This is a genomic window from Streptosporangium nanhuense (assembly GCF_059358815.1).
The window spans coordinates 142,532-155,020 of sequence record NZ_JCADBG010000010.1; the positions used below are offsets into that span (position 1 = coordinate 142,532).

15 protein-coding genes are annotated in these 12,489 nt (G+C 71.9%); 7 read left to right on the forward strand and 8 right to left on the reverse strand.

The window, feature by feature from the left end; translation table 11 throughout:
• Positions 1–42 precede the first annotated feature (42 nt).
• The 4 genes from AC5L38_RS20570 to AC5L38_RS20585 all read left to right on the forward strand — a co-directional run bounded on the left by AC5L38_RS20570 (position 43) and on the right by AC5L38_RS20585 (position 3,666).
• Complete coding sequence (locus AC5L38_RS20570; protein WP_495244422.1) at positions 43–474, forward strand: hypothetical protein; 432 nt, start codon at positions 43–45, stop codon at positions 472–474.
• Complete coding sequence (locus tag AC5L38_RS20575) at positions 468–701, forward strand: helix-turn-helix transcriptional regulator (protein ID WP_495244423.1); 234 nt, start codon at positions 468–470, stop codon at positions 699–701. The genes AC5L38_RS20570 and AC5L38_RS20575 overlap by 7 nt, the downstream gene beginning before the upstream one ends.
• The gene (locus AC5L38_RS20580; RefSeq protein ID WP_495244424.1) at positions 698–1,651 is read left to right on the forward strand and encodes an NAD(P)-dependent alcohol dehydrogenase; all 954 of its coding nucleotides are present in this window, start codon (positions 698–700) and stop codon (positions 1,649–1,651) included. Before AC5L38_RS20575 ends, AC5L38_RS20580 begins: the two co-directional genes overlap by 4 nt.
• A gap of 311 nt (positions 1,652–1,962) precedes the next feature.
• Complete coding sequence (locus AC5L38_RS20585) at positions 1,963–3,666, forward strand: YncE family protein (protein WP_495244425.1); 1,704 nt, start codon at positions 1,963–1,965, stop codon at positions 3,664–3,666.
• 309 nt (positions 3,667–3,975) lie between these two features.
• On the opposite strand, the gene AC5L38_RS20590 is transcribed toward AC5L38_RS20585, so the two are convergent.
• From AC5L38_RS20590 to AC5L38_RS20605, 4 genes are all read right to left on the reverse strand, one after another.
• Complete coding sequence (locus AC5L38_RS20590) at positions 3,976–4,434, reverse strand: hypothetical protein (protein WP_495244426.1); 459 nt, start codon at positions 4,432–4,434, stop codon at positions 3,976–3,978.
• 278 nt (positions 4,435–4,712) lie between these two features.
• Positions 4,713–5,882: an MFS transporter gene (locus AC5L38_RS20595; RefSeq protein WP_495244427.1), complete on the reverse strand. Its 1,170-nt coding sequence runs from the start codon at positions 5,880–5,882 to the stop codon at positions 4,713–4,715.
• 166 nt (positions 5,883–6,048) lie between these two features.
• Positions 6,049–6,609 (reverse strand): GNAT family N-acetyltransferase, encoded by a 561-nt coding sequence (locus AC5L38_RS20600; RefSeq protein WP_495244428.1) that lies wholly within the window; start codon positions 6,607–6,609, stop codon positions 6,049–6,051.
• A gap of 91 nt (positions 6,610–6,700) precedes the next feature.
• Positions 6,701–7,033: a hypothetical protein gene (locus AC5L38_RS20605; protein WP_495244429.1), complete on the reverse strand. Its 333-nt coding sequence runs from the start codon at positions 7,031–7,033 to the stop codon at positions 6,701–6,703.
• Between the two features lie 75 nt (positions 7,034–7,108).
• Between AC5L38_RS20605 and AC5L38_RS20610 the strand changes: the two genes are divergently transcribed.
• A complete protein-coding gene (locus AC5L38_RS20610) occupies positions 7,109–7,435 on the forward strand; it encodes a PrsW family glutamic-type intramembrane protease (protein WP_495244430.1) in 327 nt (108 codons plus the stop codon).
• A 98-nt stretch (positions 7,436–7,533) separates the two neighbouring features.
• On the forward strand, positions 7,534–8,328 hold the full coding sequence (locus AC5L38_RS20615) for a YwqG family protein (protein WP_495244431.1): 795 nt from the start codon (positions 7,534–7,536) through the stop codon (positions 8,326–8,328).
• 81 nt (positions 8,329–8,409) lie between these two features.
• Here AC5L38_RS20615 and AC5L38_RS20620 read toward each other — a convergent pair whose 3' ends face one another.
• A complete protein-coding gene (locus AC5L38_RS20620) occupies positions 8,410–8,988 on the reverse strand; it encodes a helix-turn-helix domain-containing protein (RefSeq protein WP_495244432.1) in 579 nt (192 codons plus the stop codon).
• Between the two features lie 47 nt (positions 8,989–9,035).
• Between AC5L38_RS20620 and AC5L38_RS20625 the strand changes: the two genes are divergently transcribed.
• The gene (locus AC5L38_RS20625; protein WP_495244433.1) at positions 9,036–9,884 is read left to right on the forward strand and encodes a class I SAM-dependent methyltransferase; all 849 of its coding nucleotides are present in this window, start codon (positions 9,036–9,038) and stop codon (positions 9,882–9,884) included.
• A gap of 137 nt (positions 9,885–10,021) precedes the next feature.
• Here the strand turns inward: AC5L38_RS20625 and trpA are convergent, their stop codons facing one another.
• The 3 genes from trpA to trpM form a co-directional block, all read right to left on the reverse strand.
• A complete protein-coding gene (gene trpA / locus AC5L38_RS20630) occupies positions 10,022–10,837 on the reverse strand; it encodes a tryptophan synthase subunit alpha (RefSeq protein ID WP_495244434.1) in 816 nt (271 codons plus the stop codon).
• Complete coding sequence (gene trpB, locus AC5L38_RS20635) at positions 10,834–12,075, reverse strand: tryptophan synthase subunit beta (RefSeq protein WP_495244435.1); 1,242 nt, start codon at positions 12,073–12,075, stop codon at positions 10,834–10,836. The genes trpA and trpB overlap by 4 nt, the downstream gene beginning before the upstream one ends.
• Positions 12,076–12,279: 204 nt before the next feature.
• Positions 12,280–12,444, reverse strand: coding sequence for a tryptophan biosynthesis modulator TrpM (trpM, locus tag AC5L38_RS20640; protein WP_386324324.1), 165 nt, complete (start codon positions 12,442–12,444; stop codon positions 12,280–12,282).
• Between the last annotated feature and the right edge of the window lie 45 nt (positions 12,445–12,489).

The following is a 12,489-nucleotide window of genomic DNA, read 5'->3' on the forward strand; positions in this document are numbered from 1 at the left end:
TACATTGGGTGATGTCAGCTTTGTTTTACACGAGGAGCGGGCATGGCCTTCGAGGAAAAGCGCGCCTGGGTGATGATCGTGGTCTCCGTCGGCGCGTACACGATCTACCTGGTGACCGTCCTGGGCCGGGCCGGCGACGGCCCGCTCACCGACGTCGCCTACGCGGGAACCATGCTGTGGACCATCGGTGGCGCCATCGTCGTCGCGATCGTGGCCAACATCGCGGTGGCCGTCGCGGGCGGCCACGGCGCCGACCGCACCGACGAGCGCGACCGTGAGATCCACCAGGTCGGCGAGCGCATCGGGCAGTCGATCCTCGTCATCGGCGCGCTCGCCGCACTGGTCATGGCCATCGCCGAGCTGCGCCACTTCTGGATCGCCAACGCCGTCTACCTGGCGTTCGTGCTGTCCGCGATGCTCAGCTCGTTCGCCAAGATCATGGCATACCGCAAGGGCGGCTTCCAGACGTGGTGAAGCCGACGCGGGTCACCAACGCGATCCGGACCCTGCGGTTCGCACACGACGAGATGACCCAGGCCGAGCTGGCCGACCGGGTCGGCGTCACCCGCCAGACCATCATCGCGATCGAACAGGGTCGCTACTCCCCCTCGCTGGAGATGGCCTTCCGCATCGCCCGGGTGTTCCGGGTCGGGCTCGACGACGTCTTCCAGTACCCCGACACCGAAGGAGACCCCCCATGAGGGCGATCGTCCAGGACGAGTACGGCCCGCCGCGCACGCTGAGCCTCGGCGAGGTCCCGATCCCTACGCCCGGCTCCGGCGACGTGCTGATCCGGGTGCGCGCGGCCGGCGTCGACTACGGCGTGTGGCACGTCATGACCGGGCTGCCGCTCGCCGCCCGCCTCGGCCTCGGCCTGCGCCGGCCCCGCAACCGCGTGCTGGGCATGGACGTGGCCGGCGTCGTGGAGTCCGTCGGCGCCGGCGTGACCGCGTTCCGCCCCGGCGACGAGGTGTACGGCGCGGCGACCGGCTCGTACGCGCAGTTCGCGCTCGCCCGCCCGGGCAAGCTCGCCCGCAAGCCCGCCAATCTGAGCTTCACCGAAGCGGCGGCCGTACCGGTGTCGGGGGTGACCGCGTTGCGGGCCGTCGGCCAGGTCACCCCCGGCGAGAAGGCGCTGGTCATCGGCGCCGGCGGCGGGGTGGGCAGCTTCGCGACGCAACTCGCGGCCGCCGGCGGCGCCCACGTCACCGCCGTGTGCAGCACGGCCAAGGCCGACCTCGTCCGGTCGCTGGGCGCCCAGGCCGTCATCGACTACACGCGCGAGCCGCTCACCGGGACCTACGACCTGATCATCGACATCGCGGGCATCCGGCCGCTGCCCCTGCTGCGCGGGCTGCTCACCGAACGCGGCCGGCTCGTCGTCGTCGGCGGCGAGGGCGGCGGCCGCTGGTTCGGCGGGATCAGCCGGATGCTGGCCGTCCGGCTGATCACCCCGTTCACCCGCCAGCGCCTGGACGGGCCGATCGCGCTGACCCGCACCGCCGACCTCGACACGCTGCGCGACCTCATCGAGGCCGGGACCGTGCGACCGGCCGTCGGGCGCACGTACCCCCTGGCGGAGACCGCCACCGCGGTGGGTGACCTGGCGGCGGGCAACGCGCCCGGAAAGCTCGTCATCACGGTCGACTGACTCCACGGCGGTCACGGCGCGGTCGGCCGCATCGGCGGCATTAGCGACATCGGCGGCCCGGCGGGCGTAAAGCTCCTCGCCGGGTCGCCTCACCCGCCGACGGAGCGATCTTGACCGCCGCCGGACGGGCCATGAGACAGGTGACGGCCGAAGGACGGGCCCGCCCCCCGAATCGCCACACCGAAATGCCCTGGACGGCACTACCGCACTATGCGAATATACGTTCGATTGATGGAGATCATCAACGGAAGCGAGTCCCCGGTCGTGTCAGGGTGCTCGCCTCTCCCCTTCCCATCCAGAACGGAGTGCATGTGCGCCCATCAACCTCTGGTCGTGCTCCCCTGTCCCGCCGATTGGTCGCCCTGGCCGGATCCCTGCTCCTGACGGCGGCCCTGCTCGTCGCCCAGGCGCCCGCCGCCGCGACCGCCGCAGTCGCCGCGGCCCCGGCGACCGTCACCGACCTCGGCGTCACGGGGCAGGGCGCAGACGTGGTGGCGCGCAGCAGGAAGGTCTTCGTCGCCGCCGGCGACCAGATCGTGGTCACGTCCACCGACGGCAAGGTCGTCAACACGATCCCCGGCCTGTCCGGCGCCGTCGCCCTGGCCTCGCCGGAGAGCGGCGGGAAGGTGTACGCGGCGCTGCGCGACTCGAACGAAGTGATCGAGATCGACATCGCCACGCTCACCATCACCAGGCGCGTCGACCTCACCGCGTACCCGTGCCCGTCGAGTCTGGCGCAGGAGTACGACCGGCTGTGGATCGGATTCGGTTGCGGCGAAGAGGGACAGGGAGGGGTTCTCGGCCTCGTCACGTGGCCGGCCCCACCCACCCCCGCCTTCCGGGTGGGGCCGGCCACGACCCGGGCTCCGCTCGTCGCCGTCTCCGGGAACACGCTGGTGGCCGGGGAACCGGGAGTCAGCCCCGCCACCGTCAAGGTGTACGACATCAGCACCACGCCTCCCACCTCGCGCGGTGAGATCCACGGGGAGGTGAACGACCTGCCGGCCCTGCGGGATCTCGCACTCGCCGGGCACGGATCGGAGGCGCTGTCGACGTCGGACGACCCCCGCCGGTTCGACGCCTGGGACACGACGGCCCTGACCCGGGCCCGCGCCTACGACAGCAGCGGATTCGGCGAGCACGGCCTCCCCACCGCTGTCGCGGCCAGCCCGGACGACCCCTACGTCGTGGGCGGCTGGAACTCCCCCGCGGGCGACGCGGCGGAGCTCGTGGTGTACGACGCGACCACCTCGGAGGTCATCTACACGGCCGCCCACCAGGGGAAGGCGGTGGTGGCGGGCAGCATCGAGTTCTACGGCACACTCACCTACGCGGTTCTGAAAGAGCCCGGCACCGGGCGGATGCACCTCTGGCGGCTGCCGCCCTCGCCCTACCACTCCTCCGCGCTGACCCTGACGGCTCCCTCCGAGGTGACCGCGCTCAAGCAGTCGACCTTCGGCGGACGACTCACGCTGAGCAGCGGACTGCCACCCGGCGCGCAGACGCTCGAACTGAACCGCTGGCTCCCCGACGGCACCGTCCGGCCCTTCCAGGAGATCACCACGGCGGCGGACGGGACCTATGAGTTCACCGACATCCCACCGTCCACCGGGACGTTCGAGTACCGGGTGCACTGGCCGGCCAACTCGTGGTTCCGGGGTAGCAGCGCCTCGGCGACCGTGACGGTGGCCCGGCATCGGCCGGTGCTCACCGTGACCGGACCGGCGACGGTCGACGTCGACGAGCGACTCGACTTCGACGGCACCTTCGGCGCCGAGGGCGTCACCTTCCCGCGAGCGACGATCGTCGTCTCACGCAAGGTCGTCGGCCCGGACGGCACCGTCACCTCGAAAGCCCTGGTGAAGCTGGCTTCCGCCACCGACGGGTCGTTCGGCTTCACCGACACGCCGACCACGGCCGGCGAGCACACGTACACCATCGCGCTGGCCGGGACCTCGGTCATCGAGCCGGCGCACACCATCCACGTGGTCACCGTCCTCCAGCCCCCCGCGTAACATCCCGGCGACCGGGTGACGGCGATCCGAACCGCCGTCACCCGTGTCTCCCGTCCCCCGGTGAGGGACCGCGGAGGCCCCGCGACGATGGTCACCGGCGTGGCCGGCCACGGGTGTCGCCGAGACCGGCTCGTCTCATGGCGACGCTCATGGTGACTCTCATCGCGACTCTCACGGCGACGGTGCCACCGTCACAGCCCGTCCCTGTCCTCCAGCTTGGTCGTCACCTTTCCGCCCCGAGCCGGTGCCGGTGCCGGGATGACGGCCGCACGTACCTCGACGTTCCTCAACCCCCGGGACGAGCTCGGTTCACTTCAGGGTGTACTTGCACGAGCTCTCGCCGCCGTCGTTGGTGGCGACCTCCTCGCCGTCGACGAGAATGCGGCACCTGGCCGGCTTGAGCATCCGGTTGGAGTCGCGGACCGCGCCGGGGATGACGGAGAGCGGGTAGCCGACCTTCTGCTCGGCCTTGGTGAGTTCGACGGTCACGGTCTTCTTCCAGGGAAGGGTGACATCCGACTCGCTGCCGTTGGTGTCGGCGAAATACGCGATCGGCTGGTAGATCTTGCCCTTGCCGTTCACCTCCAGGGTGACCTCGTAAGCCTTCATCTGGGGCGCGGAGGAGCGGGCGGGCGACTGGCTCGACGGGGAGGTCGCGGCGGGGGGTGACGCGGACACCGCCCCGTCGGTGCCGCCACAGGCGGCGACGGTCAGAGCGACCGTCGCGAGCAGTCCGATACCTCGCCTGTTCATCATCAATGAGGACATGGCGGCCAAGGTTATCGATCTTCATGAGCGGTCGTACGCGGTTCGGTGCCATACACGTCATCGGGCCCGGCCCGCACGGTGAACGGCGGGCCCCGTCCCAGCTCGGGCAGCGGGCCGGCGACGGCCGGGCCCGCGCCGGCGTCGTGCTCCCGGACGACGAGGTCCGGATCGGCGTGCGGACGACTCCGGGAACCTCCGGGCGTCGTCCGCGGTCGTCTCCGGTCCGATCACGCCGATCGGTGTGTCACCGCGACGCCGGACATCCCGGTCCGGGCGTCTCAGTCGTCGTGGGCGATGAGCATGAGCCGCCGCCACAGCAGCACCACGAACACCGCCGAACCGGCGAAGGCGAACCAGAAGGGCGCCGCGACACCGAAGCGGGTGGCCAGGAGGCCGCCGATCAACGAGCCGACCACCAGCCCGGCGTAGACGCAGACGGTGTTGACGCTGCCCACCCGGCCCTGCAGCTCGTGCGGGACCGCGCGCTGGCGGACGGTGACCGAGGTCGTGCCCCAGATGAACGCGTGCGCGCCGAAGACCAGGAAGATGCCCCCGGCGATCCATGGCGAACGGGTGAGGGCCAGGCCCAGGTGGGTGAGCGTCTCGATGACGAGCCCGATCCGCATCAGGGCGCCGAGGCTCACCCTGCGGGTGATGGCCCCGTACAGGCCGGTGCCGATCAGGCCGCCGATCCCGCCGATGGTGGTCATCAGACCGAAGCCCAGGGCGCCGAGGCCGAGCCGCTCCTGGGTGTAGAGGACGAGGACCGACCAGGCCGCGCCGAACGTGAAGTTGAAGATCAGAATTGTGAGCGCCAGCGTGCGGACCGCCGCGTGCCGGACGGTCCAGCTGAACCCGGCGATCAGTTCCCGTACGGTGTCGGGCGCGAGATCGTCGCCCTGCCGGCTGTGCGGCGGCAGTTTGATCCGGGAGAGCAGGACGATCCCCGCCACCACCAGGAGCAGCTGGGCCGCGAACGGCCAGGTCAGGCCCAGGCCGAACAGTGCCGCGCCGATCGGCGGCCCGGCGAGCTGGTTGAGCGTGATGAATCCCGTACCCAGGCGGGCGTTGGCGATGACGAGATCGTCCCTGCCGACCATCATGGGAGTCAGGGTGGCCGTCGCGTTGTCGGCGAACACCTCGGCGACGGACCGGAGCGTGAGCGCCACCAGCGCCGTCGCCACGGTCACGGTGCCGCTCACCGTGAGCGCGACGAGTGCCACCAGCACCACGGCCCGCACCGCGTTCGCGACGAGCACGATCCCGCGCCGGTCGTACCGATCCGACAGCACGCCCGCGTACAGGCTGAACAGCAGCGGCGGCGCCCAGCTCACCAGCGCCGACAGCGAGATCATCAGCGGGTCGCGGGTCAACGTCGCGATCAGCAGCGGGCCCGCCGCGGCCGCGACCCCGTCACCGAGATTCGTCAGCCAGCTCGAGGCCAGCAACCACCGGAACCCTTTTCCCAGCCGAGCGGGCAGGACTCGCTCCATCACCGTGACCACGAGCGCAAAACCATACGTTTCAGAAGCATCCACGGCAACGCGTTTTCGCGCCGTGCGGTACGGCCCGGGGCTCCTGGCCTGGGGGCCGCCTCCGTGCCGGATACCGGGATCAGACCCGGAACACGGACAGGGAGGCCGTGCAGAGGGTCTGCTCGGCGCCGAACGCCTCGAACGTGCCGGCGGGGCGGAAGCCGAGGCGGGCGGCGAGTTTCAGGGATCGCTCGTTCGCGGTCCGGGTCACGAGCGAGACCGGCTGGTCGGGGAGCTCGCGGGCCGCGGCGCGCAACACGGCCGTCGCGGCCTCGAACGCGAACCCCGCGCCCCACGCGCCGCGCCGCAGCACGTAGCCCAGTTCCAGTTCCTCGCCGTCCTCGGTGACGTGCCCGGGGCCGCCGGCCGACCGGCGGGCGAGCGTCAACGTCCCGATGAACCGGTTCGTCGCGCCGTCCGCGATGACGTAGTTACCGAGCCTGGACGTCGCGTCGGCGATCGCCGCGTCGAAGCGCCGCTCGACGTCACTCCGAGGCTGGGGACCACCGATGTACGCCCGAACCTCGGGATCGGTGTGGAGCTCGACGAATCCCTCGCGGTCGGTGTCGTGCAACGCCCCGCGGAGCAGGAGCCGCTCCGAGGAGATCTCCGTGGCGGACAGCGTGCGCGACTGGCTCATAGGCCCGTGATCATAGAACACGGGCCCCTCGGTCCGGGCCCCCGCACTCGCCCGCGCACCCGGCCTCCGGGACGTCGCCCCGGAGACGGGCTCAGGTCAGACCCGCCGATCTCCAGATGCGTACGAGCACGTCGAGCTGTGCCGGGTTGTAGAGATCCAGCAACGCCTCGACGACGATGCCCGCCGCGGCGTTCCGCCCGGACGTCGCCCGCTCGATGATCTGCGGTGGCGCCGGGTGCCTTCCGGTAAGCGCGAGCATCTGCGGAGCGATGCGTCGTGCGAGCCGCTCGCGTGTCCCCTCGTCGGCATCGGGCGGGAGCGTGTCGAACTCGTCGGTCGCGTCGTCCGGCCGGTAGTCGCGCAGGAGAGCCTGCCAGTGCCGCGAGTCGCCGCCGCCGATCACGTGGGAGATCACGGCGAACAACGACCGATCCGCGGGTGACAGCCGCGTGCCGGTCGCCGAGGCCGACATGTCGAAAGGCAGATCGGTCGGTACGGGGTGACGCCGCAGCTTGGCGATCTCCCGCCTCGCTTCCCCCCAGCCGCGGGACTCGCCGGCGCCGGATTCTCCTTCACGGAGAACATCCTCTACCTCGGCCGCACCGTCACCACCTTCGCCGCGGCGGGCACCTCCGACGTGAACGCGGTCGCCCCGCTCGGCGCCGGCCTGTTCCTGCGCGTGGTGATGGTGCCGTTCTTCCACCCGCTCATGGTCGCCGTGTTCGGGCTCGCCGGCGGCCGTACCGCGAAGATCACCAGCTTCACGGTCTACCGGCGGACGGGCTGGAGCGATGCCGAGCCGCCGCCGCCCGCCGAGCGCGGTTGACCCCTCCTCCCCTGTTCCCGGGCCCCGGCCGTCAGGGTGCGCGCCGCACCCGGATCACACGGACCGGTTGTCGGTGCCCCCTGGCATGATCCCCGGGTATGACGAACTTCGCCGACCTCGCCCGCGCCTATCTGCCCGCTGACACCGCCGACCGGCTGCTCGCGCTGATGCGCCCGGGGATCCAGCTGTCGATCGCCCAGGACGGCCGGCCGGTGGTCGGGCGGCTGGGCGGGGCCGCGGACCTGCCGGAAGGCGAGTCCTGGCCGGGCGGTCCGGGCTCGTTTCCGCTCTCGCTCGTCGCCACCCTCGACTGCGCGCGGCTGGCCGCGTACGAGGTCGACATCGAGCTGCCCGGGGACGGCACGCTGCTGTTCTTCGTCGAGGCCGAGGGGGACGACGATGCCGTGATCTACGTGCCCGCCGGGACGCCCACGCTTCAGCAGTCCCAAGGCTGGGTCTACCCGGAGAGACCGCTCACCGCGCGAACCGTGCCCACCTGGCCGGAAAGCGTTCAGCCGGAGCTCTCCGAGGCGTTCGGCGGAGGCTCGGCGGTGTATCCCGCGATCTGGAACCACGTGTCGGCCGGACGGGAGTTCCTGGAGGTGACGGGCGAGTACGAGCGCCGCCACCATGGCTCACGGCACCAGGTCGGCGGCCACGCCATGGTCCTGCAGTCACCGTTCGAGGCCGTCGCCGCCGCACGTGAGGGCGCGGGCTGGTACGACGAGGAGTCGTTCTACGCCGAGGCCCGCCACTGGGTGCTGCTCCTCCAGCTGGACGAGGAGGAGAACATGATGTGGGGCGACGGGGCGCACATCATCTGGGGCATCCGCCGGGACCACCTCGCCGCCCGCGACTTCTCCAGGGTCGTCTTCGACGTCCAGGGGCATTGACGTCCCGGCCGCGCGCGGATGTCACCGGGGCTCCGCCGGAGCACCCGCGCTCCTCACGCGCGCGATCGCCCGGACCGGTGGTCAGGCCGGCGGGTGGAGGTGGGCGCGCTGTCCGTCGCGGTCGAGGATGACCAGGATCTCCGCCGGTCCGCGGTGGGCTTTGACGGCGTGGGGGATCATGGTGGAGAACTCCGCCGCCTGTCCGGTCTCGACGTGGACGGTGCGCTCACCGAGCAGCAGCGTGACGGTTCCCGACATGACGGTGAACCACTCCCTGCCGGGGTGGACCCCGAGCTGATCGGTCCCGTCCCCGCGGGCCTCGTCGGTGACGCGCATCTTGGCGACGGTGACACCGGCCGGCCCGGACTCGCGGCTGAGCAGCCAGGTGGTCAGTCCGAGCCGTTCGTCGCGACGCGGCCTGATCACGACGTCGTCGTCGTCGACGGACTCCACCAGCTGGTCCAGGGACGTGCCCAGGGCGCGGGCCAGTGCGATCAGCTGGTCGAGGCTGATGCGCCGGTGCCCGGTCTCGATCCGGCTCAATGTGGAGGGGCTGAGGAAGGCCCGCTCGGCCAGGTTGTCCAGGGACCAGCCGAGCGCCTGCCGCAGCCCCCTGATCCGGAGGCGGATGGTGCCGTCCAAATCGCTTTCTTGCGCCATAGGCAAGAGTGTATGCCCTTCGCGCATATCGACGTTAGGGTCGAAACATGAACGCAAAGGACATCGAGGACACGAGTCGCCCTCACCGGAACCGCGAACGGGCCGAGGCCGGCACCGTCGACCTGGCGGAACTCCTGGATCTCGACGCCGAGGTCCTGCACAGCCATCTCGCCGAGCTGACCGCCTGGCTGGACGAGCTCGCCGACCCGGCCCCCGGCCATGTCCTCGACGTGGGCAGCGGAACCGGCACCGGGACCATCGCCCTGCTGGAGCGCTTCCCGCGGGCCCGGGCCACCGCGCTGGACCTCTCGCCGCGGATGCTGCGCCACCTGTCGGAGAAGGCCCGCGGGCTCGGCCTCGCCGACCGGATCGACACCGTCGAGGCGGACCTGGACGCGCCCTGGCCCGAACTCGCCCCGGCCGATCTGGTGTGGGCGGCCTCTTCCCTGCACCACATGACCGACCCCGGCCGGGCCCTGGCCCGGGCCTTCGACGCGCTGCGGCCCGGCGGGCTCCTGGCGGTGACCGAGATGGACTTCTTCCCCCGCTTCCTGCCCGACGACACCGACCTCGGACACCTCGAAGCCCGCCTGCACGCCGCCCTGAACGACGGCCCGGCCGTCGACTGGACCGGTGACCTGACCCGCGCCGGTTTCGTCCTGGAGGCCAGGCGGCCCTTCACCGTCGACCTGCCCGCCCCGCTGCCCGAGGCCACCGGCCGCTACGCGCAGGTGTCCCTGAGCAAGCTGCGCTCCCACGCGGACGGCCGGCTGTCCGACGCCGACCTGGCCCTGCTCGACACCGTCCTTGACGGCGACGGCCCCCGGAGCGTCCTGCGGAGCGAGGACCTCACCGTACGAACCGCCCGCACCGCCTGGGTCGCCCGCCGCCCATGAAGCGCCCCTGAACCGTCCCTGAACCGTTCCGCGTACGAGTCTCCCCGCCCGCTCACCGGCCTGTGGGACCTTGACCGGCCGGTGAACGGGGAAAACGGACGTCTCCCCCGTTCACCGCGGTCGTGACCGTGCCGCCGCTACCCCTCCCCGCGGACGCCCCGGGCCAGTGCGGTGGTGAGGGCGCGCAGGGACGCCAGGCCGGCGGTCTCGTCGGGGGCGTCGAGGAGGACCTGGACGAAAGCGGTGCCGACGACCACCCCGTCGGCGAAGCCCGCCACCTCGGCGGCCTGGCCGGGGGTGGACACGCCGATGCCGACGCAGACCGGCAGATCGGTCGTCGCCCTGGTCCGCCGTACGAGATCGGCGGCCGAAGCGCCGACGCTCTCACGGACGCCGGTGACGCCCATGGTCGAGGCGGCGTAGACGAAACCGGAGCCGGCGGCGGTGATCCGCCTCAGCCGTTCGTCCCCGGTGCTGGGCGCGACGACGAAGACGGTCGCCAGGCCCCGCTCGCCGGCGTGGTCGCACCACGTCGCGGACTCCTGGACGGGCAGGTCGGACAGGATGCAGCCCGCCCCGCCCGCGTCGGCGAGCTCGGTGGCGAAGCGCTCGACGCCGTAGCGGGCGATCGGGTTCCAGTACGACATGACCAGGACGGGCTTGCCCGTGGCGGCGTGGACCTCGCGGACGGTGCGGATGACGTCGGCGATCCTGAGGCCGCCGCGCAGGGCGAGGTCGTCGGCGGTCTGGATGACGGGGCCGTCCAGGACCGGGTCGCTGTGCGGCAGCCCGACCTCGACGATGTCGGCGCCGGAGTCCAGGACCGCCCTGATCGCCGCGATGCCGCCGTCGACGGTCGGGAAACCGGCCGGGAGGTAGGCGACGAGCGCGGCCCGGCCCTCGGCCCTGACGCCGGCGAAGGTGTCGTTCAACAGCTGGAGGTTGCCGCTCACTCGGACTCCCCGTCGGTGTCGTACAGCCCGAAGTAGCGGGCGGCGGTGTCCATGTCCTTGTCGCCGCGGCCGGACAGGTTGACCAGGACCAGACCGTCCCGGCCGAGTTCCCTGCCGACGTCGAGGGCTCCGGCCAGGGCGTGGGCGCTCTCGATCGCCGGGATGATCCCCTCGGTGCGCGACAGGAGCCGGAACGCCCGCATCGCCTGGTCGTCGGTGACCGGGACGTACTCGGCGCGCCCGAGGTCCTTGAGGTGGGCGTGCTCGGGGCCGATGCCCGGGTAGTCCAGGCCGGCGGAGATCGAGTGCGGCTCGGTGATCTGACCCTCCTCGTCCTGGAGCACGTAGGAGCGCGAGCCGTGCAGGACGCCCGGCTCGCCCGCCGACAGCGTCGCCGCGTGCTCGCCGGACTCGACGCCGTGCCCGGCCGCCTCGCAGCCGACCAGGCGCACACCGGCGTCGGGCAGGAAGGCGTGGAACAGGCCGAGGGCGTTGGATCCGCCGCCGACGCACGCGACCGCCGCGTCGGGCAGGCGTCCGGTGCGCTCCAGCAGCTGGCGGCGGGCCTCGACGCCGATGACGCGCTGGAAGTCGCGGACCATGGCCGGGAACGGATGCGGACCCGCCGCGGTGCCGAACAGGTAGTGCGTGGAATCGACGTTGGCGACCCAGTCCCGGAACGCCTCGTTGATGGCGTCCTTGAGGGTACGGGACCCGGATGCCACCGGGACGACCCTCGTGCCGAGCATCCGCATCCGGGCGACGTTGAGCGCCTGTCGCTCCATGTCGACCTCGCCCATGTAGACCACGCATTCGAGGCCGAACAGGGCGCAGGCGGTGGCCGTCGCCACGCCGTGCGACCCGGCGCCCGTTTCGGCGATCACCCGCGGCTTGCCCATCCGCCGGGCGAGCAGGGCCTGCCCGAGGACATTCGTGATCTTGTGGGAGCCGGTGTGGTTCAGATCCTCGCGTTTGAGGAACATCCGGACCCCGCCGGCGTGCTCGGCGAACCGGGGCACCTCGGTCAGGGCGCTCGGCCGCCCGGTGTAGTCGGCGAGCAGCGCGCCGAACTCGGCGGTGAACCGCGGATCGGCCTTGGCCTTCTCGTACTCGTCGGCGACCTCGTCCACCGCGGCGACGAGCGCCTCCGGGATGAACTTGCCGCCGAACGCGCCGAAGTAGCCCTCGGCGTCCGGGGCGCGGCCTTCGGGGGCCGGGATGAAGAACGTGCTGGACATGCGACAACTCCTCCGCCGGGACGCGTGCCCCGGCCGTCAGGTCAACGGTGATCACCGATCGCGTCTCCACGCAGAGGGGCAGGGCTCCCGCCCTCTCAGCCACCCCGACGGCGCCCGCGAGCCCGGACGCGCCGGAGGCGTCGAGGGACCCGGCAGGGGCGGCGGATCAGGGACGAGCGCTGTGGACGGGCGGAGGAGAACTCCTCAGACGCCCTGCGTCATGCGCGGCGCGCGAAGCCATCGCATGCCGTTGACCTGACCGGGATCGGAGCCGATCGCGTACCGGACCCGCCGGCCGTGCACCCGCCGCGCGGGCGCCCGGCAGCCGCGAGGGCGGCAACCAGGGGCGAGACGGGCGGCGACGGACATGTCCCGCAGCCTACCGGAGTCGGCGATCGCCCTTGAGCCGGTCCC